Origin of the sequence: Micromonospora sp. HM134 (assembly GCF_007833915.1) — a bacterium.
Classification (GTDB): domain Bacteria; phylum Actinomycetota; class Actinomycetes; order Mycobacteriales; family Micromonosporaceae; genus Micromonospora; species Micromonospora wenchangensis.
Window position 1 is genome coordinate 7098806 of record NZ_CP041061.1, and the last position, 22662, is coordinate 7121467.

A 22662-nucleotide genomic window follows, 5' to 3' on the forward strand; every position below is an offset into this window, starting at 1 on the left:
GGTCACGGCACCGCCACCTCCTCCGAAACGGGGTTGTTGCACCGCAGGTCGCCGCCGGTGGCGGTGGGCTCCAACGGTGGCGGGCCGTCCAGGCAGGCGTCCACCACGTTGTCGCAGCGGGGCGCGAAGGCGCAGCCCTCGACCCACGGGATGTTGTCGGCCACCGAGCCACGGATCGCGTGCAGCCGCTCGCCGCGCACCGAGTCGAGCCGGGGCACCGAGTTGAGCAGCCCGTGCGTGTACGGGTGCCGGGGCCGGGCGAACAGCTCGTGCCGGGCGGCCCGCTCCACCACCTTGCCGCCGTAGAGCACGTTGACCGTGTCGCAGAGACCCGCCACCACCCCGAGATCGTGAGTGATCATGATGAGCGCGGTGCCGGTCTCGTCGACCAGTTGCTTGAGCAGGGTGAGGATCTGCGCCTGGATGGTGACGTCCAGCGCGGTGGTCGGCTCGTCCGCAATCAACAACCGGGGCTTGCAGGCCAGCGCGATGGCGATCAGGGCCCGCTGCCGCATCCCGCCGGAGATCTGGTGCGGGAACTCCGTCAGCCGGCGGTCCGGGTCGGGGATGCCGACCGCGTCGAGCAGTTCCCGCGCCTCCCGCAGGGCCTTGCGGCGGTCCATCCCCCGGTGCCGCTCCAGCACCTCGGCGACCTGCACCCCGATCGGGACGACCGGGTTCAGCGACGACAGCGGGTCCTGGAAGATCATGCCGATGTCCCGGCCCCGCCGGTCCCGCAGGTCGTCCGGGCGGAGCCTGAGCAGGTCGGTGCCCTCGAAGAGCACCTCACCGGTGACCCGGTTGCCCCGCTTCGGCAGCAGGCCCATGACCGCCAGGCTGGTCACGCTCTTGCCGCAGCCGGACTCGCCGACCAGGCCGACCGTCTGCCCCGGCTCCACCGTGAAGCTGACCTGGTCGACCGCCGTGAACGGCCGCTCGCCCCGGCGCTGGAACACCACGCTCAGATCACGTACGTCGAGCAGGCTCATCGGGTCACATCCTCACTGTGCTGGTCGTTCGCTCCCGGCTGCGGTCGCCGGCCCACCGGGTGCCCGCCCGGCCCGGGACCGGTCGCGCCGGCCCGCCGCACCGCCGTCACCGCCGGTTCTTCGGGTCGATCGCCTCGCGCATGGCCTCACCGAGCAGGGTGAAGCCGAGCGCGACCACGATGATCGCGAGCGCCGGATAGTAGGCCAGCTCGGGGCGGACCTCGAAGTAGCGCTGGCCGTCGACGCCGAGCATCAGGCCCCACTCGGCCCGGTTGATGTCCGGATCGCCGAGGCCGAGGAAGGACAGCGCCGCCGCGTCCAGGATCGCCACCGCGAAGGTCAGCGTGGCCTGCACGATCACCGCGGTCAGCGAGTTGGGCAGCATGTGCCGCAGGACGATGTTGCGTTCCTTGACGCCCAACGCCCGCGCGGCGAAGACGTGGTCGCTCTCCCGCTGGGCCAGCATCGAGCCGCGCAGCAGCCGGGCGAAGATCGGCACGCTGACGATCGCCACCGCGAAGATCACCGTCCACTGGCTCGACCGGCTGGCCATCGCGACCAGGGTGATCGCCAGCAGCAGGCTGGGCAGCGCCAGCATCACGTCGGTGAGGCGCATCAGCACCACGTCGATCCAGCCGCCGAAGGCCCCGGCGATCGCGCCGAGCAGCACACCCAGGGTGAGCCCGATCAGGGTGGCCAGCACGCCCACGAAGAGGGTCTGCCGGCTCCCGTGGATCATGCGGGAGAAAAAGTCTCGGCCGAGCGGGTCCGAGCCGAACGGGTGCCCGGCGGTGGCGCCGGGGATGCTGTCCACGGTCAGGTCCCGGGTCAGCTCGTCGAAGCGCTGCACCGGATCGTGCGGGGCGATCAACGGGGCGAAGATCGCCACCAGCACGAACAGCCCGACGATGACGGCGCCGACGATGGCCACCGGGTTACGGCGCAGCCGGCGCAGCGCGTCCCGGTAGAGGCTGACCCCGCCCGGGTCGGCGGTGGCCCGCGCCAACTCGTCGAGCCGGGCCCGCTTGCGGTCGCCGAGCCGACCGAGGCTGCGCTCCCGGCGTTGCGCCGGGCTCTCGCCGGCCTGCCCGACCGGCGGCTCGGCGGGCTGGTCGGTGGGGCTGTCGCCGGTGCGGGGCTTACCCACGCCGGGGCGGGTGGTCGGGTCGGTCATCGCACACGCACCCTCGGGTCGATGAAGGCGTAGGAGAGGTCGACCAGCAGGTTGACCAGCACGAAGACCAGCGCGGCGAGCAGGATGATCGCCTGGAGCACCGGGTAGTCCCGGCCGCCGCTGATCGAGTCGGTGATCAGGGTGCCGAGCCCGCCCCAGTTGTAGACCTTCTCGGTGAGCACCGCGCCGGAGAGCAGCGCGCCCGTCTGCAGGCCGATCGTGGTGACCACCGGCAGCAGGGCGTTGCGCAGGATGTGCCGGCCCCGGATGGTGCGGTGCCGCAGGCCCTTCGCCTCGGCGGTCCGTACGTAGTCCTCGTTGAGCACGTCGAGCACGCTGGCGCGGGTGATCCGGACGATCACCGCCAGCGGGATCGTGGCCAGCGTGATCGCCGGCAGGATCAGGTGCCAGAGCGCGTCGGCGCTGGCGTCGAACTCCCGGGTGAGCAGTCCGTCCAGGACGTAGAACCCGGTCACCGTGGTGTTGTCCATCCCGGTGCTGATCCGCCCGGACGGCGGGAACCAGTGGATGTCCTGGGTGAGCACGTCCTTGAGCAGGTAGCCCAGGAAGAAGATGGGGATCGAGATGCCGAGCAGGGTGCCGGCGATCGTCAGGTTGTCGAGGAGTCGGCCCCGGTAGCGGGCGGCGAGATAGCCCAGCGGCACCCCCAGCCCCACCGCGATGATCATGGCGGCGATGGCCAGTTCGATGGTGGCCGGGAAGGCGCGGGCGATGACGTCGGTGACCGGGTCACCGGTCCGGATCGAGTTGCCCAGGTCCCCGGTGAGGACCCGCTGCATGAACTTGCCGTACTGCACGAGGATCGGCTGGTCGTAGCCGAGCGCCTTGATCAGCAGCGCCCGTCGTTCCGGGGTGGCCCGCTCGCCGAGCAGCGCCTCGACCGGGCCGCCGGGCAGGTTCCGCAACCAGACGAAGATCAGCGCGGACAGCGCTATCAGCGTCACCACCAGTTGGAGCAGGCGGCGGACTATGACTCGCAACATCTCTCACACACCAGACTCTCGATGTTCGCGGCATCGGCCCGGGCCGGCACTTGCTCCCGACCCGGGCCGATGCACGCCTACGGCGTCAGCCGACGGACGTCACTTGCTGCTGACGCTGACCGTGTTGAACCGCTCGTCGGTCAGCGGGCTGGCGACCAGCCCCTGCACGTCCTTGGTGACGACGATGGCCGGCGGGGCGTGCCAGACCGGCACGGCCGGCAGCCACTTGGCGGCGATGTCACGGTTGACCTGCTCCCAGGCCGCCTTCTTGCCCGCCTCGTCGACGGTGCCGTCGGCCTTGGCGATGGCCTCGAACATCTCGGTCATGGCCTGGTCGCCGAACTCGACCTTGCCCCGGCCGAAGAAGGTGCCGACGAAGTTGCCCGGGTCGTTGTAGTCACCGGTCCAGCCGAGGATGTGCAGGTCCTGCTTGCCGAACTGCTGCACGTCGTCCTTGAAGCCACCGTTCCACGGACGCGGCACACCGTTGACCTTGATGCCGACGGCCTGCAGATCGTTGGCGAGGACGGTGAAGATCTCCTGCGGGTTCGGCATGTACGGCCGGGAGACGTCCGGCGGGTAGTAGAAGTTGAGGGTCAGCCCCTCGGCGCCGGCCTCCTTGAGCAGCTGCTTGGCCTTGTCCGGGCTGTACTCGTACTTCTGCACGTCCGGGGCGTAGCCGAGCACGGTGTCCGGCATGAACTCGTCGGCGACCTTGGTGCCACCCGGGCCCTTGGTCTGGACGAGCTGCTGACGGTTGAGGGCGTAGGCGATCGCCTGGCGAACCCGCAGGTCCTTCAGCTTCGGGTTCTTCTGGTTGATGCCCAGGTAGAGGATGTTGAACGCCGGGCGGTCGAGGACCTGGAAGCCCTCACCGGACAGCGCCTTGCGGTCGGCCGGCGCCGGGAAGTCGATGCCTTGGACGGTGCCCGCGCGCAGCTCCTGCTTACGGGTGTTCTCGTCCTTGATCACCTTGATGATGACCTTGTCGACCTTGGCCTTCTCGCCCCAGTAGTCGGGGTTCCGGTTCAGGGTGATCTCGTTCTTGGCCTTGTCCCAGCCACCGAAGGTGAACGGGCCGGTGCCGACCGGGGTGGTGGTCGCGAACGAGCTGTACTCGAAGGAGTCGCCGTTCTGCTTGACCGTGTCGGCGTCACCCTTCTTGAGGGCCTCCGGGCTGGCGATCGAGAGCGCGGTCAGCGCGAACGCGCCGGGGAACGCGCCCTTGTACTTGTTGAGGGTGACGACGGCGGTGCCGTCGTCCTTGGCCTCACACTTGTTGTAGAGCGCCTCGCCGGCACCCTCGGCCTCGTTCTTGGCGAACCCGCCGAAGACGTCCTGGTAGTAGATCATCTGCGACTGGGCGGCGGCGCCCTTCATGTTGTACCAGCGGTCGAAGTTGAAGCAGACCGCGGCGGCGTTGAAGGGGGTGCCGTCGTGGAACTTCACGCCCTGGCGCAGCTTGAAGGTCCAGACCTTGCCCTCGGGGTCGTGCTCCCAGCTCTCGGCCAGGCCACCCACCAGGTCGGCCGTGCCCGGCTTGTGCTGGACCAGCGTGTCGTACATCTGCCGGACCGGCCGGAACGACTCACCGTCGTCGTTGAAGATCGGGTCGAAGTTCTTCGGGTCACCGGCACCGGCGAAGATGAAGGTGCCGCCCGTCTTGGCCTCGCCACTGTTGTCATCGCCGCGGTCACTCTCCGCACAGCCGGCCGCGCCGACCGCCAGGGCTGCAACGGCCACGAGGCTCACGGCCGTCCTTAGCCTTCTCGCCTGCATCTCTCACCTCTGTCATCCGCCTGAACAACGCCGGTCCATGGCTCGGTCCGTGAGCGGGAGGCTATGACACGACACACCGAAGCGGAACGGCCGTTAGGCAATCGCTACCAACCCGACACCAAGCACTCCGTCTGACACCGCCGGATCTCCCGACAAACGGGACTGTCACAGCGGCACCTCGGAGCTATGTCCGGAAATTGCCCGGCTGTCCGGACCCGCCGTCGCCACCGTCACCCGCCGTCACCCCTCACCCCGCCGCCTCCCGCAGGCCGGCACCGTACGGTCGCCGTCCGCACCCGTGTCCGGTTCCGGGGGTACGCTCCGCGCCGGTCCGGCGCTTCGTGCGTGTCATGGGGTCCACGTCCCGTGACCGGCGGCACCCCCGGGCCGGAATCCCGACCGCGCCCACCGCGTTACACCCTCCGTACGACCGCAGCGGCACCCGGCCGGCCCGCACGTCCTGCGGGAATGGCCCCGGGACCCCGGTCGTTACACCTGACCCCGGCACGAGCGGCCACCGCCCCGCCCGGGAACCCTGAACTTCTCTCCCCCGCATGAGCGCCCCCGACGTGGTGCCCACGCCCCATCGCTGCCCGTCCCCCACGGGCGCACCCGGCCCTCCACCGGCCGGGCGGGGCGTCTACCCCCGAAGGAGCTTCCCCATGAACACCACCATCCTGCGTAAGAGCATCCTCGGTATCGCCGGCCTCGCCGTCGCCGGAGGCATCGCCGCCGGCCCGCTCAACCACGACACCACCACCGTCGACACCCGGCCCGTGGCCGTGGTGCAGGCCGACAAGCCGGCCGTCGACACCGGCAAGCTGATCCCGCACGGCGTGCAGGGCGAGCAGTCGCGCATCGACCTCAACGACGAGCAGACCGCCAACGCCAAGGCGATCATCGCCGCGACGAAGAAGGCCGGCATGGACGAACGCGCCGCCGTCGTCTCGATCGCGACCAGCCTGCAGGAGTCGAAGCTGGAGAACCTGGGCCACCTCGGTGACCGTAACGACCACGACTCGCAGGGCCTGTTCCAGCAGCGCCCGTCCAGCGGCTGGGGCACGGTGGAGCAGATCACCGACCCCGAGTACGCCACGATGGCGTTCCTCAAGGGCCTCAAGCAGGTCGACGGCTGGCAGGACATGCCCCTGACCAAGGCCGCCCAGACGGTGCAGGTGTCGGCGTACCCCGACCACTACGCCCAGTGGGAGACCCAGGCCGCCGACCTCGTCGCCCAGCACTGGAACAGCTGACCCGTACGACGATGATGGCCGGCACCCCGCCCGGGGTGCCGGCCATCGGCGTGTCTCCACCGGCCGGTCCGGTGATCGGCGAGGGTCAGACCGCGCGGCGACCCTCGAAGGCCCGACCCAGGGTGATCTCGTCGGCGTACTCCAGGTCGCCGCCGACCGGCAGGCCGCTGGCCAGGCGGGTCACCGCGATACCCATCGGCTTGACCATCAACGCCAGGTACGTCGCGGTCGCCTCGCCCTCGGTGTTCGGGTCGGTGGCGAGGATCAGCTCGCGGATCGTCCCCGCGCTGAGCCGGCTCATCAGCTCGCGGATGCGCAGGTTGTCCGGGCCGATCCCCTCCAGCGGATTGATCGCCCCGCCGAGCACGTGGTAGCGGCCCCGGAACTCACCGGTCCGCTCGATCGCCACCACGTCCTTCGGTTCCTCGACCACGCAGATCACCTCGTCGGTGCGGCGCGGATCGCGGCAGATCCGGCACTGCTCCGACTCGGCGACGTTGAAGCAGGTGGTGCAGAACCGGACCAGGTCCTTGACCTTGCGCAGCGCACCGGCGAGCCGGGTGACGTCGGCCGGGTCCGCCGACAGGACGTGGAAGGCGATGCGTTGGGCGCTCTTCGGGCCGACGCCCGGCAGCCGCCCCAACTCGTCGATCAGGTCCTGGATGGCACCCTCGTACATCTGCGGGTCAGAATCCGGGCAGGCCGAGGCCGCCCATGCCGCCGGCCACCGGGCCCATCTTCTGGTCGGTCAGCTCCTTGGCCGCCTCGGCGGCGTTGTGCAGGGCCGCGACGACCAGGTCCTCCAGAGTCTCGACGTCCTCCGGGTCGACCGCCTTCGGATCGATCCTGATGCTCTTGACCTCGCCGGAGCCGGACACGGTCGCGGTGACCAGGCCGCCGCCAGCGGTGCCGGTCAGCTCGGCCTCGGCCAGTTCGGCCTGCGCCTTGGCGATCTGCTGCTGCATCTTCTGCGCCTGCTTCAGCATCTGCTGCATGTTCGGCTGTCCACCTGGGCGCACGGATGGCTCCTTCTCGCACTCGTCTGCTCGGCCGCGCCCAGCCTAGTCGGGCACGGCCGGTGGTCTCCGGTCCGGGCGACGGCGGGTCAGCGCGCGTCCACCTCGTCGATCTTCTCGGCCCCGAACGCCTCCCGGAGCAACTGCACCGCCTGCTCCTCGCTCGACTGCCGGGCGGTCCGCTCGTCGATCACCTCGTCCAGCGGTTCGTCACCCGGATCGAACCCCTCGTAGGCCGGAGCCGTCGTGGGCTGCGAGCGTCCACCGCCACGCCCCGGCCCGTCGTAGTCCGGGTCGTACGGTGGCTCACCGGCCCAGTCGGCGTCCGCCGTCCGGCGTGCCGGCTGGGCGGACCGGGGCCCCTTGGCGGTGCCGGCGGCAGCCGCCGCAGCAGCCGCCCGTGCCGCCGCGATCGCGCTGCTCACCGGGGCCGCACCGGTCTGTGCCGGGGCCGTAGCCTGTCCCGCCGGCCTGGGTACGACAGGAGCCGCCCCGCCGGCACGCGCGGTCGCCGCCCCGGCCGGTGCCACCGCCCGTGGTCCCGACGCCCCGGCCGGGCCTGGCGCGGGCTGCGTGCCCGGAGATCCGCCCGCCGACCCGGACTGCGCCGTACCGCCGGTCATCGTCGCCGTGGCCGCCGAGCCGCCCGGGCGGGCCGCCTCGGGCCAGTCGCCGGCATCGCCCGCGCTGCCGGCCTCGGCGGGGCGGGCAGCCTCCCGCCATCCGTCCTCGCCACCAGGACGGGCCGGCTCGGGCCAGTCGTCGTCGGCCGGGTTGGCCCCGCCGCCCTGCGCCTGCGGGTCGCCAGCCCGCACCGCCACGGCGGTCGCCCCGCCCGCGCCCGAGCCGTCCACCGCACCGGCAGCACCCGGCACCCCGTGCGGGCCACCGGGGCCGGCCCCGCCCGCCGCGCCGTGCGCGTTGGGCCCGCCGTTCGCGCCGGTCGCGTCAGCGGGCGGGAAGGCGTCGGGCCGGGCCGCCGGTCCGCCGGGCACGCCCGAGGGACCGGAACCGGCGTCCGGGCCGGCGGACGGACGGGCCGGCTGGGGGGTGGCGCCACCGTCGGGCGGGCCGGGCGGAGAGTCGGCGGGAGGCGTGGACGGGCGGGCCGGACGGGACGGACCACCGGGGGTCACCCCGCCCCGCTCGCCGGCCACCTCGCAGCGGATCTGCCAGCGACCGCCCAACTCCTCGTAGAGCGCGTCGGTGAGCACCCGGGCGTGGTCGGCCATCATCTTGGCCAGCACCACCGACTTCACGGTCACCACCAGCGTGTCCCCGTCGAGGTCCCGGACCACCGCGTCCCGCATCAGGGCGGCGATCCGCTTGTTCGTCCGGTTGACCTTGCCGACCACCTCCGGCCACGCCCGCCGGACGGCCACCGCGTCGAGCGCACCCACCGGGTCGCTGCCCGGACGGGGTGGCTCGGGCGTCGCCGGATCGGGCAGCACCGCCGACGGCGGCACCGGACGGCGTACCGGAGCCGCGTCGGCGACCGGTGTGCCACCCGACGTCGGCGCGGCGGGTGCCGGCGGGGACGATCCGGGGCGGGCAGCGGCGGCCCGCGCGGCAGCCGCCCCGGTGAGGGCTCCCGGAGCCGCCGGGGAGTCGGCGACGGCCGGGGCGGGCTGGGGGCGTACCTCGGTGGGGGCGGGGGGAGGTGCGGAGCCGGCGGCGGCCGGCGGCAGGTCGACGGCACCCAGGGTGAGCCGGCGCTCCATCCGTTCCAGACGCTGGAGCAGGCCACCTGTGGAGTCGTCGACGCCGGGCAGCAGCATCCGGGCGCAGATCAGCTCCAGCAGCAGCCGGGGAGCGGTGGTGCCGCGCATGTCGACCAGGCCGTTGTGCACGATGTCGGCGCAGCGGGACAGGGTCGCCGGGCCGAGCCGCTGGGCCTGGGCGGCCATCCGCTCGATCTGGTCGGCCGGACCGTCGATCAGGCCCTTGCCGGCGGCGTCCGGCACCTGCTGGAGCACGATCAGGTCACGCAGGCGTTCCAGCAGGTCGGCGGCGAACCGGCGGGGATCGTGACCGGCCTCGGCCACCCGGTCGACGGTCGCGTACGCCGCCGCGCCGTCCCCGGCGGCCAGCGCGTCGCACATCTCGTCGATCAGCGCGGAGTCGGTGACGCCGAGCAGCGCGGCGGCCCGGGGATAACTGACCCCCTCCGGGCCGGCGCCCGCGATGAGCTGGTCGAGCACGGAGAGGCTGTCCCGGGCGCTGCCACCACCGGCGCGCACCACCAGCGGGAAGACCGCCGGATCGACCGTCACCCCCTCGGCCTGGGCGAGCTGCTCCAGGTACGGCCGGAGCACCTTCGGCGGGATCAGCCGGAACGGGTAGTGGTGGGTCCGCGACTTGATCGTGCCGAGGACCTTCTCCGGCTCGGTCGTGGCGAAGATGAACTTGACGTACTCCGGGGGCTCCTCGACCAGCTTGAGCAGGGCGTTGAAGCCGGCCGACGAGACCATGTGCGCCTCGTCGATGACGTAGATCTTGAACCGGCTGCGGGCCGGCGCGAAGAACGCCTTCTCGCGCAGCTCACGGGCGTCGTCGACGCCGCCGTGGCTGGCCGCGTCGATCTCGATGACGTCGATCGAGCCGGAGCCGTCGACGGCCAGCGACCGGCAGGAGTCGCACTGCCCGCACGGCTCCGGGGTGGGGCCCTGCTCGCAGTTGAGCGAACGGGCCAGGATCCGGGCGCTGGAGGTCTTGCCGCAGCCCCGGGGGCCGGAGAACAGGTAGGCGTGGTTGAGCCGACCGCTGCGCAGCGCCTGCGACAACGGCTCGGTGACGTGCTCCTGGCCGATGACCTCGGCGAAGGTGCGCGGCCGGTACTTGCGGTAGAGCGCCAGCGTCACTCGCCCCGCCTCCTCTCGACCGAGCCATTCTGCGCCGGTCGGGCGCGGGTGACCACCCACCACCCCGGGACCCGACCCGCAGGTACGGTACCGGTGGGCGGAGACAAAAAGGCCTCCCGTGCACCCGGCAGAGCTCGCTTATCCTTGCTGCCTTCCGGCCCTGGGGAGGTTCACGAGATACCGCCGCACGGGAGGTACCGCCCACCCTACCCGACCCCGGGTGGATCTTCGGGGGGTGGTGGGGTGGCCCGGCCGCCGGGGACCTGTATCCTGGCTCGCGGAGGATTCGCCTAGAGGCCTAGGGCGCACGCTTGGAAAGCGTGTTGGGATAAAACCCTCACGAGTTCGAATCTCGTATCCTCCGCTCTCTTGAGCAGCACCAACGCGAGGGTCGGCCCCGTTCGGGAGCCGACCCTTCGTCGTTTCCACGGACACCCGGCCAAGGTCGCGCCGCGCTATGCCCACGGCAGAACGGTCACCCCGGCCCCCGCCCCGACCCCTAGGGTTCTCCGCAACAGCGGCCCGGTCGGGGAGGCAGCGATGCGGATCGTCTTCGTGCACGGGGCGTGCGTACGCGACGGGGCGTGGTGGTGGTCCCGGGTCGACGCGCTGCTCGCGGCCGGCGGTACGACGAGCGTCGCGGTACGGCTACCGAGCTGCGGCGAACTGCCGGACGCGCGCCGGCGGGCGGGGCTGGACGACGACGTCGAGGAAACCCGTCGGGTCCTGCGCGACGGCGGGCAGACGATCCTCGTCGGTCACTCCTACGGCGGGGTGGTCGCCACTGCGGCGGCCGACGCCGGGGACGTCCGGCACCTCGTCTACGTCAGCTCGTTCCTGCCCGACGTGGGTGAGTCCCTGGCCGATCTCGGGCCCGCCGGACCCGCGCCCCACCTGGAGTTCTTCCCCGACGGCACGTTCGCGGCCCGGCCCGAACTGGTCCCACCACTGTTCCTGCACGACTGTGACGAGGCGGCGGTGGAGGGCGCCATGACCCGGCTGGTCCGGCAGAATGCCGCCGCGCTCACCACCCCGGTCCGCTACGCGGGCTGGCGGTCGACCCCGTCGACGGCGGTGGTCTGCGCCGGGGACCGGGCCACCCCGCCGGAGGTGCAGCGCGCCCAGGCGGCTCGGGCGGGGCGCACGGTGGAGCTGCCGACCGGGCACCATCCGCTGCTTTCCCATCCGGAACTGCTCGCCGGGCTGCTGCGGGAGATCGCCGCCGAACACGACTGACCGCGCGCACGCCGGGGCTCGGCGGGATTCTCGTACCGGATCGGTACGGTGCGGGCAGTCACGGCGGCCTCCAGTTCCGTCGTACACATGTGCTATCCACAGGGTGTGGACGGCGGGGGGTCGGATGAGTTACCAGCTCAGCGCGGTCGTCGCGGACGTCGAGCTGCTCCGCGAGCAGACCGCCGACCTGGATCACGCGGTGCTGGCCGCCCTGCGGCAGGATTTCGCGCTGCTGCCGGTGACTCCGCAGTTGGTCGAGGAGCTGACCGGCACGCTGCCGGACTACCACCCCGGGGAGCCCACCGCCGAGCAGCCGTTCGAGCTGGTGATCTCGCCGGCCCTGGGTGGACTGCTGGATAGCTGGTCGCGGCGGGGTCCGGTGGCGTACCTGGAGGCGGAGTTCGCCGGCGGGCTCGGCCACCAGGCGTCGGCGGTCTGGTTGGGCGGCCGGTTGAGTTGGGGGCCGAGCTTCGACCGTACCTTCACGCTGCCGCGCGGGGAGTGGCCGATCAACGCGGCGCTGGCCCGGCTCGGCGTGGAGCCCGGCCGGTGGCTGGACCCGTTCGCCGAACTGGGCCTGCACCTGGAGCGGAACACGGCCGGCTGGCTGACCCATGGCCGGCGGGGGCTGACCGCCGACTACTGGGACGAGCTGGCCGAGGAATGGGAGGAGCAGGAATTCGGGGTAGACCAGCAACCTGAACGCCCCGGTCCCGTTGGGGACTGGGGGATTCCATGAAATTACGACAATTTGCCGTTCTTGCGGCGTTGATTCTGGCTGCCACGGCTGCGGGCAGTGGCAGCCATCCGTCCGGACCCGAGGTTCCGGCCCGACCGATCGGGGTCAGCCAGGTGGTCGGGTTGCACGGCGTGGCCGGGGCCGCGTTCGGCGACACCGAGGCCGAGCTGACCCGGCGCGGGGTGCTGCACACCGACGCCGACACCTGCGGTACGACGCTGGTCGGGCACGGTACGGCCAGCCCGATCTTCGTCGACGGCCGGCTGGTGCTGCTCTGGCTCGACGACCCGATGAGCACCCCGGAGGGGATCACCGTCGGCACCCCCGTCCGGGAGGTGCTGGCCCGCTACCCGTCGGCGGTCCGGCTACGCGCTCCACAGCGGACGTACCGGTTCGACGGGCTGCTCACCCGCGACGGCGACCGGGGGTACCTCTTCCTGCACGACGGCACGGCCGTCCGGGAGATCATCGCCGGGTACGCCGACTGGGCCCGCCGCCTCTTCGACGAGGGCCACAGCCCCTGCTGAACTCCGACCACGACGTGGATTGTCCGTGACCGGTCCCGATGAGAACATCTCCTGGCCACGCAGTCGGCGTGGCAGGTCACGGGGGATAGATGTCACGCACTGTCATGTCCCGCCCGGTAATCCGGGCCGGGACGTCACTGCCGCGCCTTGCGCTTGTCACCCTGCTCGTCTCGACCCTGGCCGCCGGCCCGATCGCCCCAGGTGACGGGGCACCGACCCCGGCTGCGGCGGTCGGTTCGTCCGACAGCGGGGCGACCCGTTCGCCGGCACCCGCCACATCGGACCTTCCGTCGCCGCCCGCCACGGCCCGGGAGACGCCGGCCGCCGCATCCGGCCGGAACACACCGGACCGGGACGTGCCGGTCCCCGCACCCGAGCGGGCCGTGCCGCACCGGGCGGCGACCCCGGCCCCCGGTGCGCAGGCCGCCGGGCTGAGCACCGAACAGCCACGTACCCGGTCCACCACCATCGTCCGGCAGCCCAAGCCACCCCGCTCCCGCTGCGGCGGCGGTCTGGCCCTCGGCACGGTCGCCACCTGCGGCGCGATCGTCGACCAGGCGCAGGACGTCTGGACCGTCACCACCACCGCGGCCGACGACCTGCTGCTGATCCAGCTCGGTCGGGGCACCGGGCGGGACTCCGTCGGTGGCCGGGTCACCGACGCCACCGGCCGGGAGTTCTGCCGGCTCGGCGTGGACGCGAACCGCTGTCGGGTCGGTGCCGCCGGGGCGTACCGGATCAGCCTGCAACTGCCGTACTCCACCGGGCGGGGCGACTACACGATCGCGGCCGAGTCGACGCGTACCCCGTCGAGCTGCGGGCAGTTGCCGGTGGACCTGTTCGACTTCGGGTCGCCGGGGAGCACCGTGACACTGCCGGCCGGGGCGGCCGCCCGGTGTCACCTGTTCGACCAGCCGCGCGGCGCGCTGCTGCGGTTCGCCGACCCGGGCGGTCCGCGCGACATCCGGGGGCTGATCCTCGACGGGCAGCAGCTGACGCTCTGCGAGTTGACCTACGGCGGAGGTGACTGCCGGCTCGACCGGCCGGGCCCCTACCGGCTGCTGAGCTGGGAGCAGTACGGCAAGGAGGGCACCCACCTGGTCAAGGCTCGACGGCTGTCCGACCCGGCGGGCTGCCAGAGCCTGCCGCTCGCCCGGTACGGCGACCCGGGCAGCGCCGTGAACAGCGGTGCGACCCCGGCCGGCGAGACGACCTGCCACACCTTCAGCACCGACGCGGCCCGGCCGTTGCTCGTCCGCGCCGTCAGCCTCGACGCCACCAGCTTCGACTGGCAGGTGCTGGATGCCACGGGCGCTGAGGTCTGCGCCCGGGAGGGCATCCCGGTCTGTGCCGTGCCGGCCGCCGGCCGGTACACCCTGCTGGTCGGCAGCCCCCGCTACGCCGACCGGACCCACCGGTACGAGGTGGCACTGAACCCGCTCGACCGGGCCGACGGATGCGCGCCGACCACCGGCTACGCCCCCTGGGACCAACCGGCCCTCCAGGTGAGCCAGGTCGCCCGGGTGCAGACCAACTGCCAGCCCTTCACCGGCCGGGCCGGTGAACGGGTCATCGTGTCCGGTGCACGCTGGACCCAGGACACGGGTGGCAACCGGATCTGCACCGAGTCGTCCGACCAGGTCGGCTGCGTGCTCCCGGCCGACGGTGACTACCGGGTGATCTCGTACCGGGAGTGGAGCGGGAACACCGCCGAGACGTACCCGTTGGGTATCCGGCGGATCTCCGACCCGGTGGGCTGCCCCACGGTCCGGCCCGGCAGCTACGGTGCCGCACCCGCCGGCGCCCCGGCCCCGGTCGCGTGCCGGATCCTGGACGTCCCGGCCGCCGGGGTCTACCGGGTGACCGCCCTGCACGGCGACAACGTGACCACGTTCGCCCGGGTCCTCGACACCGCCGGCCGGACGGTCTGCGCCCAGGTCCGCTGCCCGCTGCCCGCCGGCCGGCACACTCTGCTGGCCAGCGTGGACGCCACCAGCACCACCGAGTTCGCGGTGTCCCTGCTGCCGCTGCGGCCGACCGGGTGCACACCCGTCTCCGACGAAGGCTGGGCCGACGCGCCGCACCGGGGCCGGATCGACGTCTCCGGCCAGGTCAACTGCCTGACCCTGGCCACCCCGTCCGGGGCGTCGGTCGCCGCGCTGCTGCCTGTCGACGCCGCGTTGAACGTCGACATCGTGGACGCGGACGGCGAGGCGGAGTGCAGCCTCTGGTGGTACACCTGGCACGGCTGCGAACTGGACGGCCCGGCACCGCACTCGGCGCTGCTCACCGGGCAGACCTGGGTCACGCAGCTGGCGTACACGGTGGGCTTCGCCCGGACCGACGCGCCGGCCTGCCCGACGCTGCCCCGGGACACCACGGACACCACTGTGACCACCGGCCCGGACCGCCTCGCGGCCTGCTTCACCGTCCCGGCCGACCAGCACGCCGCCCGGCAGACCCTCACCTGGGCGCGCACCGCCGGCACCGGCCGGGCCCGGCTGACCGTCTTCGACGGGACGGGCCGGTCGACGTGCGGGACGGACCGCGCCGCCCAGGGCACCGTCACCTGCGCAATGCCTCCCGGCCCGGTCACCGTGCTGCTGGACACCGACGGCAACACCGCCACCTACCGGCTGAGCCACCGGAACGCCGGCACCTCCTGACCCGGTCGCGGGCCGGCTCCGACCAGGGGCCGGCCCGGTCCGGCAAACGCGGAACGCCCGGTGCGATCCTCACGGATCGACCGGGCGTTCTCGCTGTTCACGAGCGGTGGCGGCGGGATTTGAACCCGCGGAGGGCGTAAACCCTCACACGCTTTCGAGGTCTGCGAACACCTGTACGAGATGGGTCAACACGATACGTGGGCTGCGATCGGAGCCCTGTCCGTGCTCAGGTGAACCTCGATGTACGCCCCTGAATGAGACCACAACTGAGACCATACCGGCCTAATCCCTGCGCCCATGAGACAAGCTGCGGAAGTGAGGCTTGTTCGCACGAGATGTGTTATTTGCCCTGAACGCGCCTTGTCAAACTTCTGTAACTGATCCGACTCGGCGGGGTCGGGGCTCGGATCGAGTCGAGGAAAGCCTCTAACCTGAACCTTATGCAAAAAGCCTTGAGTGCCGCAGAACTGGCTGCAAAGTACCCCGATCCCGAATTTCGGACAGGCTTAACCGAGTTGCTTAATCTGCAGGTCCTCATGGCGGATTGCATTATCGCTGACAAGTATCGTGTATCCCAGGATCTTCACCAGCCACTGAGGCTGACCGACAGCGGAGAGCGCGCCTTCGAGTTCCTTACGAGGCAGAAGAATGTGCCATATCCCGAGGCTCGCCTGCTGTGCCTCCTTGAGATGTGGAACGTCGATGTGCTCGTCGATCCAATAGAAACCGATACCAAAGCGCTCGCGAAGGCGCTCGGGAAAGAGATCAACGAAGGCAAGATTCGTTTCCCCTATTTGCACGGCCGGCTATTGTACGACAAGGCGGCCGATTTGGAGATTAGCAGTTCTCGCACACTATTAACTCCAAAAGAAACCCAGCTATTTCTCGACGGCACCCCGCAAGGTGTTTTTCAAGCAGGGTGCTACGTGACTGGACCATTCGGACTACTGCGAAGCAAGGAGCAACGCTTCTTAGATCCAAGTCGGAACGTACGCTTCCACTGCCCCGATGTTGCGTGCGACATACTCCATCGCTACACGCTTCAGACTGCCGATGACGCCCAAATTCATGAACACCGACCAAAGATCACAAAAGCCCTCGAACGTGACAGCAGGGAGCCAAGCGACTGGGGAACATTCCTTCGAGACGGCAACTCGGGGGCCACCAAGGCCATCTTTAATGACCTTACAGCCGATTCGTTGATTTACCTTGTTGGCGACTGTTTGGACATAGCTGAGCTACGTTCCGTGCTGTCATGGCTCATCACTGAAACCGGTCAGCTTTTCGAAGCTCTTACGGAGTGCGGACTTCCGACTGCCGAGAGAACGGCAAGATCACTCAATGAAGCACAACTACTGCAGTTGATTTGCATCGCCGACAACCGACACATTACCGCCGCGCTTGATTCACTTGTTCTGAATCGCACCATAATAGTTCCCGACGATGAGGTGCGAAGGCCGATTCTGAACGCCAAGGGATCAGGCCCGTATGATATGGTTGCCGAGCTGAATAGGTGCGGAGTTCGGCTGAATTCCCGGCATCTCAACGTCGGACCCTTGCGCCTACGGCGACTAATCGGCGATATGTATCCGTTAGATAACGAACAAGAGCGAAGTGAACTTGATTGGCAGATGCGCGAAGAGTTAGCCGAAACGACCGAGGCACGCATTGAGAAGTTCATTCAGAAGCGCAGCCCGAGAGAGGTCGTGTCCTCACTCCTGCTTGTTCGCCACTCGAACCTAATAGTGGCGACGGAGAGTCTCCAAATCAGGGATGAACTCTTGCGGGATGACGAGGACAGGGTCAATTCTGTGCTTTGGAAACTCGGCTTCTCAATCTCGGATAGTCTAGACAACTATTCAGATTTCTGGCGATACCTCGAAGCCACCAAGCGTGCCTGTCAGAATGCGGGGGTCAACCCTCAGCTGTTTGACGTCGAGCAGATCAGACGAGAAGCCGGCCCCTTTTTTCCAGAACTTGAGAAAGTTCTTAAAGATTGCCTAGCCTTCGTGACATGGGCGCTCCTCACCGATCATTACTCCTCAGAGAGGCGGTTTGTTTACCGACCCCATATTGACATGCCGGCAGCCTTGAAGACGCTCCATGATTTGCAGCCGAAAGATGAGCAGGGGCGCAGAATATCCTTCAACACCGAATCCACCCTTTACGCGCTCGTGCGAGGTTTTGGTGCGCTAGCTGATCACCTTGAGGCAGTACGAGGGCGGGGTGATGAGCTTCTCCGAGATGAGGCGGAGCTGCCGAGATGGGCAAAAGCCCAACAGCTTCAGATATTTCCATTCCTGCATTCCATCCCATTCCTTGACCTTCTTCCCGAGAGTCAGTCCGGGATTATTGATGGGCTTCGGCGCCAGTCAGAGCGCATGGTTGCTGCTGAGGTTAGCGACGTCCGCAACACGCTCGCACATCCACGTACTGCGGATGTTGTCAAGCTCGCCTTAGCGCTCGAAACTATCGAAGAGGTCGTACCATTTCTTCGAACTGCTGGCTATCTCCGCCAGCAATATCGCCCCATCAAGACTGAAATTGATCAGGCTGGGATCAGCGTCACAACACTCTCCGATCCTTTTGGGCAGACCGTACTGATGCATGAACCTTCCTACTTTGACTGGTTGGACATGCCTCCAGCGATGGCCGGCGTGCACTTCATGCCGGCGGCCTACTTCTACGAACCGTCGAAGATGTTGCGATTTGTAACTGAGACCTCCTCGGCATTTTCCGATTTGTGGCGGAACTTTCCTAGGCGGCAGAAGAAGCGTGGTATTACAACATCCTCGGCTCGCCCTAGCTCAGTTTTACTTGGCGGACAACGCCGCCCCTTAAATGACTGAGCTGCGACCAGCATGCCTGCTGCCATCCGTGTTCAGCTTCAGCAAGCGGGAATTTCAGTAAGGATTCGAGGTGTGTCGGGTGGAGCGACTTACGGTAGGGCGTCGCCAGTGACGCATTTTGGTCGGCCAGGCTCGGCCCCTGAATTAGCTCACTGATTTCAGGTGCAACGAGCGGGACGTAGTGCTGCGGTCAGCCGATTCTTCTGCCCCAGCGTACCTGTGCCAGCGCCTTGATGCCCCTACAGAGATCGTCACTTCAGAGTGGTGCCGGAGAACCTGTTCAGGTTCTCCGGCCATGCCTTCCATGCGTCCGCAAGGATGACTATCAGTTCTGATCTTTCCGGTGTCCAGTCAAAAGCTCTATGGACGCGGTTGATGTCCGCGATTAAGATCGGTGGCTCTATTTTCGGTGGCTGGCGGTGGACAGCAATCGAGTGGCCTGTGATCTGCTCGGTGGCTGCTACCACGCGGGCCATGCTCGTTCCGACGCCTGAGCCGAGGTTGAAGGTCTGGCAAACCCCCGGGGCGCATGCGACTAAGGCGAGTCGGATGGCGGTGGCTACGTCAGCGACATGCACAAAGTCGCGTACGGTCGATCCATCGCCGTTAAGAGTGACGTAGTCGAGCTGGCCAGTGATCGCGCGGAAGACGTTCGGGATGATCCGGGCCCGGTCGGTGTCGGTGACGCTGTCAACGGCTCCGGCAATGTTGAAGGGCCGTACGGTGACCGCGCCGACTGCTCCAGTTGCTGCGTAAGCCGCAACCATCTGCTCAGCGGCGACTTTTGATGCTGCATAGGGGCTTTCGGGGTGTGGGTCGAGGTCTTCGGAGAGTGCGCCGTGGTGCTGTGATCCGTACACGATGTTGGTGGAGGCAAAGACCAGGGCGGCCGGCGCGTTGGTCGACCGTGCGGCGTCTAGGGCCATGAGTAGGTTCAGGGTGCCGGTGGCGTTGACGTCGAAGTAGCTCAGAGGGTCGGCGAACGAGTCTCGGCCGCTGGTGAGTGCCGCGAGGTGCACGACTCCGCCGTACCCGCCCTGCTGGACGATGTCGGCAACGCGGTCGCGGTCGCGGATGTCTCCCGTCACCAGCTCGGCACCAGGGGGCGGGGTTCGGTCACTGCGGCCCCGGGTCATGACGGTGACCCGGTGGCCGGTGGCGAGTAGTTCGCGGGTGACGGCGTGGCCGAGGAATCCCAGGCCACCGGTTACCAGTACGTGCACGTCAGCCTCTCCCCAGGATGGTGCGGCGGTGTTCCCACGCGAGTTGGATGCAGCCGGCCGCCGCCGGGGCCAGTCGCTCGCTAGCGGTCAGTTCGTCGATGGTGTGGCGGGTGAACGGCAACGCCGAGGTAGGCCGTGCCCGTCCGGTCTTGACCACGGTCCCCTCGGTGTTGGCGCTGACCATGTTGGCGAACAGGCGGTCATAGGTCGGGCCGTCGAACACGGCTACGGTCAGGATCTCGCCCCACAGGGTGAGCGCGTCGAGCGCGACACCGAGGCAGAAGACCCGGACCCCACCAGCCGCTAAGGCGCGGTCGAAGGACGCCAACGGTTCGGCGCTGTAGTCGGCTGGTTCACCGTCGCCGCCGTGCTCGGCGCTGCCGAGGAATTCCTCGCTGTACTCGCGCATCATGTTGCGCCACAGGTCGAAGTCGGCCGCTTGAGCGGCCGGCAGGACGCTCGACGGTTGGAAGACGCCCGCCGGCATGATGTGCAGCATTCCTCCGGCTACGGCCACGTTGCCGGCCGCCCGGTTGTGCAGCACGAAGGACACCCCGTCGTCGTCGATCCGCAGGGTGAGCGTGTCGGTTGACGGTGCCGTGGCCCGGCGGCCGGGCGTGAACGGGTCGCCGACGAGTCGCCGGAAGCCGAGGTTGCGCCAGGACGCCGGCAGGATGCCGCTTCCATCGCCGGCAACGTGGTACATCGCCATTTCATGCGCGAGCGCTTCCGAGACGTCGACACCACCGAAGTACGTGCCGGTGGTGAAGGTGAGCGCCCGATCGGGCTGGCTCCAGTCGACCCCCGCGAGGTGCCACGCGAGCCGGTTCTCTAGGAGCCGGGGTTGCTCGACATCACGCAGCGCGAGGCTGTAGCGCTGGTGCCGTCGCCCGTCTGACGCCAGCGGCCGTACGCCGGCCGATGCGTCCTCGGTGCCGGTGACGATCGGCGCGGTTCCTTCCGGCGCGAGTCCGATGCCGAACTGCGTCAACTCGATCGGGGTCGACAGCAGCCATTCCGGCGGCGCGATGAGACCGGTGTCGCCTACTCGATCCTTCGCGTCATAGAGGCGGGCAGCTTCCCTGGCGAGCTGTACCCGGTGGGTGTTCAGCTTGCGACGGACGGCCCGCCACTCCTGCTGGCTCTCTTCGGCTTGCGGGTGAGACTCGGAATCCTGGTAGATCGCGAAACCTCCGGAGTCGTTCTCAGGACTGTCGCGTTGCTGCGGCGTGACGCGCTGTCGGGTAAGGCCGAGATCCTGCACGGACACGCCGAAGTGCTCGGCAAGGAGCTGTCGATACAGCGCCGACGGGAACGTGATTCCCCGCTCCCACCTGCTTACCTGGTTGGCGGTGACGGCCAGTCGCTTGCCCCGCGCCGCCCCGAGGTGGTTCAGCCCGTTCGCCACGTCCTGTTGAGTCTCGCCGGCCGCATCACGAAGGTTGTAGAGCGCGAGATTCGGGTTTGCATCCCTGGCGCGAGCAGGCACAACGCCCCTCCCTTGCTGGCGTAGGCATCGATCCATGCACACCCGTGCCTAGTCAGTGCCTAGTGAACTGCGTCTACCCGGCTGGCGAACGGTGTTCGGGTGCGCGTCCAGAACTGGTGTCCTTGTCGCCATGACCGACATCGATCCCGATCCGCTCGACGGCATCCGCGAGCCGCCGCACCTCGGCGTGCAGTTGATCCAGTCGAGCCAACACCAGCGAGGAACTGTCCGCCGGCCCGGCTCCCCCGCTGCCGCTCGGCGGCGTGATGCCGGTCAACACAGCACGGAGGTAGTCGTCCGGCCAGTCAAGAGCGTGAGAGATCGCAGCGAGCGTGCGAGCGGATCGTTTGCGGGTCGCCGTTGCGTATTGCAGCTCTCGCAGCGTCGCTACCGAGACCTTGGAGCGCTCGGCCAACTCCTGCTGAGTCAGCGGTAACTCAGCCATCCGGCTGTTGATGGCACTGGCCACGGCCTGCCAATCCTCCACCCGACGCCTCCCTGCCTGACTGCCTGATCCGCTGATCCTAGTCGTCCCGACTTGGTTGACAGCACACAACTTCAGCGCTAATTTTAGCGCTGAAATCAGCCGCACCGCCGGTTGGTGACCGGGGAAGGCAGCGCCTCGCGGCGCTGCGCGCCCACGGACCGCTGTGCACCTGCTCTTTGACAACTGAATTGGGCCGCATCTCCCGCCGAAAAGATGCCGCGCACGGCTCAGGTGACCGTGCATCTCATCCATCGCCAGCCCGGCGGCGCGGGCGTTCCTGCCCAGCGCCGCCGGGCTCTCCACAGACTCCACCTGGAGGTCCCACAAGTGAGCAGCTACGACCTGAACGACGCCGACCCGGATGGGCCGAGCGTCGATGACCTGGCCGAGATCGAGCGGGAGATGCCGCTGATTGATGCCGAGGTGCTGTTGCTCGACGCGCAGATCACGATTCTGTGCGCCGACCCGTCCCCGTCCGACCTGGACTGGCAGCGGGTACGGCGGGCGCGTAAGCGGGTGCTGCGGGAGGCCCGCACGCTGCTGGCCGTGCGTGCCGCGTCGAGCCGGGCCGCGTAGGGGGTGCCCACGGTGAAGAACCCGCCGAGCCTTCCCGTTGTCCTGTTCACCGTCGCTGACGCGATGGCCCGCAACGCGCTGCCGCTACCGGCCAAGGTCGAGGCGTCGGACAAGTTCGGGCTGGAACTGGACTTCCCGACCCACGTCGACCTGCGCCGTTGGGCGCGGTACATGCGCCTGCCGGTCGAGCAGTGGCACAGCCAGCCCTACCAGCGCGATGACGTGCCGAAGGTGCTGACCAACGTGCACGGCCACTGGCGGGGCGTCCGGGTACGGCTGCACTGCTGCGAGCCGACCACCGACACCCCGGCCGAGTTCCTGCCGGCGGTGGCCGCATGACCACCCGGGCAACCCGCGCCGCTCACCCGGTACCCGGGCCGATCGTGTCCCGCCGCGTGGTCGGCACCCCCGGAGAGGTCGCCGCAGTAGTGGCGACGCTGCGCCACGCCAACCGCCTTGTCGGCATGACCCTGCCCGCGCAGATGCCGCACGACGACGGCCGGGTGTGGGTGACGGTCCGGTTCATCGACCGGCCCCGCGCCGCCCGCACCACCACGCCGACCCGTACCGGCCGCCGCTGGCCGGTCGTGACCGCTGTCGCTGTGCCCGCTACTACGGCGGTGGCGGTGGCCGGCTACCTCGCCGTGCAGCTCGTTACCGCGCTTATCGCGCTGTTGCCGCTGCTGGCCGGCGGCGCGTTCGTCCTGGCCGTGCTGGCGCTGCTGCTGCGCCGCTCCGGGGTGTGCTGCCCCGGCCTGCACTGCCCCGGCTGCAACCACTGACCAAGGAGGCCC

The 22662-nt window shown here is 69.2% G+C and carries 19 protein-coding genes, 1 tRNA gene and 1 other RNA gene; 10 read left to right on the top strand and 11 right to left on the bottom strand.

What is annotated here, in order from left to right; all coding sequences use genetic code 11:
* Nucleotides 1-2: 2 nt before the first annotated feature.
* The 4 genes from FJK98_RS30935 to FJK98_RS30950 all read right to left on the bottom strand — a co-directional run bounded on the left by FJK98_RS30935 (nt 3) and on the right by FJK98_RS30950 (nt 4946).
* Nucleotides 3-989, bottom strand: coding sequence for an ABC transporter ATP-binding protein (locus tag FJK98_RS30935; RefSeq protein ID WP_145922165.1), 987 nt, complete (start codon nt 987-989; stop codon nt 3-5).
* Between the two features lie 106 nt (nt 990-1095).
* Nucleotides 1096-2163, bottom strand: coding sequence for an ABC transporter permease (locus FJK98_RS30940; protein WP_145922166.1), 1068 nt, complete (start codon nt 2161-2163; stop codon nt 1096-1098).
* On the bottom strand, nt 2160-3167 hold the full coding sequence (locus FJK98_RS30945; protein ID WP_145922167.1) for an ABC transporter permease: 1008 nt from the start codon (nt 3165-3167) through the stop codon (nt 2160-2162). The genes FJK98_RS30940 and FJK98_RS30945 overlap by 4 nt, the downstream gene beginning before the upstream one ends.
* Nucleotides 3168-3266: 99 nt before the next feature.
* Nucleotides 3267-4946 (bottom strand): ABC transporter substrate-binding protein, encoded by a 1680-nt coding sequence (locus tag FJK98_RS30950; protein WP_145922168.1) that lies wholly within the window; start codon nt 4944-4946, stop codon nt 3267-3269.
* A gap of 662 nt (nt 4947-5608) precedes the next feature.
* Here FJK98_RS30950 and FJK98_RS30955 point away from each other — a divergent pair.
* Entirely contained in the window at nt 5609-6199 is a 591-nt protein-coding gene (locus FJK98_RS30955) for a hypothetical protein (RefSeq protein WP_145922169.1), read from the top strand.
* Between the two features lie 85 nt (nt 6200-6284).
* On the opposite strand, the gene recR is transcribed toward FJK98_RS30955, so the two are convergent.
* From recR to ffs, 4 genes are all read right to left on the bottom strand, one after another.
* A complete protein-coding gene (gene recR / locus FJK98_RS30960; protein ID WP_088647762.1) occupies nt 6285-6878 on the bottom strand; it encodes a recombination mediator RecR in 594 nt (197 codons plus the stop codon).
* Nucleotides 6879-6885: 7 nt separating this feature from the next.
* Nucleotides 6886-7194 carry a YbaB/EbfC family nucleoid-associated protein gene (locus tag FJK98_RS30965; RefSeq protein WP_228544755.1) on the bottom strand — a complete coding sequence of 103 codons (309 nt, stop codon included), beginning with the start codon at nt 7192-7194 and terminating at the stop codon, nt 6886-6888.
* A 110-nt stretch (nt 7195-7304) separates the two neighbouring features.
* Complete coding sequence (locus tag FJK98_RS30970; RefSeq protein ID WP_145922170.1) at nt 7305-10076, bottom strand: DNA polymerase III subunit gamma and tau; 2772 nt, start codon at nt 10074-10076, stop codon at nt 7305-7307.
* A gap of 107 nt (nt 10077-10183) precedes the next feature.
* An RNA gene (gene ffs, locus FJK98_RS30975) (signal recognition particle sRNA small type) lies at nt 10184-10273 on the bottom strand.
* A gap of 82 nt (nt 10274-10355) precedes the next feature.
* Between ffs and FJK98_RS30980 the strand changes: the two genes are divergently transcribed.
* The 6 genes from FJK98_RS30980 to FJK98_RS31005 all read left to right on the top strand — a co-directional run bounded on the left by FJK98_RS30980 (nt 10356) and on the right by FJK98_RS31005 (nt 18093).
* Nucleotides 10356-10440 (top strand) — tRNA-Ser (locus FJK98_RS30980).
* A gap of 176 nt (nt 10441-10616) precedes the next feature.
* On the top strand, nt 10617-11312 hold the full coding sequence (locus FJK98_RS30985; protein ID WP_145922171.1) for an alpha/beta hydrolase: 696 nt from the start codon (nt 10617-10619) through the stop codon (nt 11310-11312).
* 124 nt (nt 11313-11436) lie between these two features.
* The gene (locus tag FJK98_RS30990) at nt 11437-12051 is read left to right on the top strand and encodes a hypothetical protein (protein WP_145922172.1); all 615 of its coding nucleotides are present in this window, start codon (nt 11437-11439) and stop codon (nt 12049-12051) included.
* Between the two features lie 32 nt (nt 12052-12083).
* Complete coding sequence (locus FJK98_RS30995; protein ID WP_370517100.1) at nt 12084-12578, top strand: hypothetical protein; 495 nt, start codon at nt 12084-12086, stop codon at nt 12576-12578.
* A gap of 356 nt (nt 12579-12934) precedes the next feature.
* A complete protein-coding gene (locus FJK98_RS31000) occupies nt 12935-15244 on the top strand; it encodes a hypothetical protein (RefSeq protein ID WP_145922174.1) in 2310 nt (769 codons plus the stop codon).
* Between the two features lie 440 nt (nt 15245-15684).
* Nucleotides 15685-18093: a hypothetical protein gene (locus tag FJK98_RS31005; RefSeq protein WP_145922175.1), complete on the top strand. Its 2409-nt coding sequence runs from the start codon at nt 15685-15687 to the stop codon at nt 18091-18093.
* 251 nt (nt 18094-18344) lie between these two features.
* Here the strand turns inward: FJK98_RS31005 and FJK98_RS31010 are convergent, their stop codons facing one another.
* From FJK98_RS31010 to FJK98_RS31020, 3 genes are all read right to left on the bottom strand, one after another.
* Entirely contained in the window at nt 18345-19316 is a 972-nt protein-coding gene (locus FJK98_RS31010) for an NAD-dependent epimerase/dehydratase family protein (RefSeq protein WP_145922176.1), read from the bottom strand.
* Between the two features lies 1 nt (nt 19317).
* A complete protein-coding gene (locus tag FJK98_RS31015) occupies nt 19318-20805 on the bottom strand; it encodes a helix-turn-helix domain-containing protein (RefSeq protein WP_145922177.1) in 1488 nt (495 codons plus the stop codon).
* 73 nt (nt 20806-20878) lie between these two features.
* The gene (locus FJK98_RS31020; protein WP_205789283.1) at nt 20879-21292 is read right to left on the bottom strand and encodes a helix-turn-helix domain-containing protein; all 414 of its coding nucleotides are present in this window, start codon (nt 21290-21292) and stop codon (nt 20879-20881) included.
* 327 nt (nt 21293-21619) lie between these two features.
* On the opposite strand from FJK98_RS31020, the gene FJK98_RS31025 reads away from it, so the two are divergent.
* The 3 genes from FJK98_RS31025 to FJK98_RS31035 are packed head-to-tail and all read left to right on the top strand — an operon-like array spanning nt 21620 to nt 22650.
* Nucleotides 21620-21868, top strand: a complete 249-nt coding sequence (locus FJK98_RS31025) for a DUF6284 family protein (RefSeq protein WP_145922178.1) — start codon at nt 21620-21622, stop codon at nt 21866-21868.
* Nucleotides 21869-21880: 12 nt separating this feature from the next.
* Nucleotides 21881-22207 carry a hypothetical protein gene (locus FJK98_RS31030; protein WP_240762454.1) on the top strand — a complete coding sequence of 109 codons (327 nt, stop codon included), beginning with the start codon at nt 21881-21883 and terminating at the stop codon, nt 22205-22207.
* Nucleotides 22204-22650 carry a hypothetical protein gene (locus FJK98_RS31035; protein WP_145922179.1) on the top strand — a complete coding sequence of 149 codons (447 nt, stop codon included), beginning with the start codon at nt 22204-22206 and terminating at the stop codon, nt 22648-22650. The genes FJK98_RS31030 and FJK98_RS31035 overlap by 4 nt, the downstream gene beginning before the upstream one ends.
* The last annotated feature ends 12 nt before the right edge of the window (nt 22651-22662 follow it).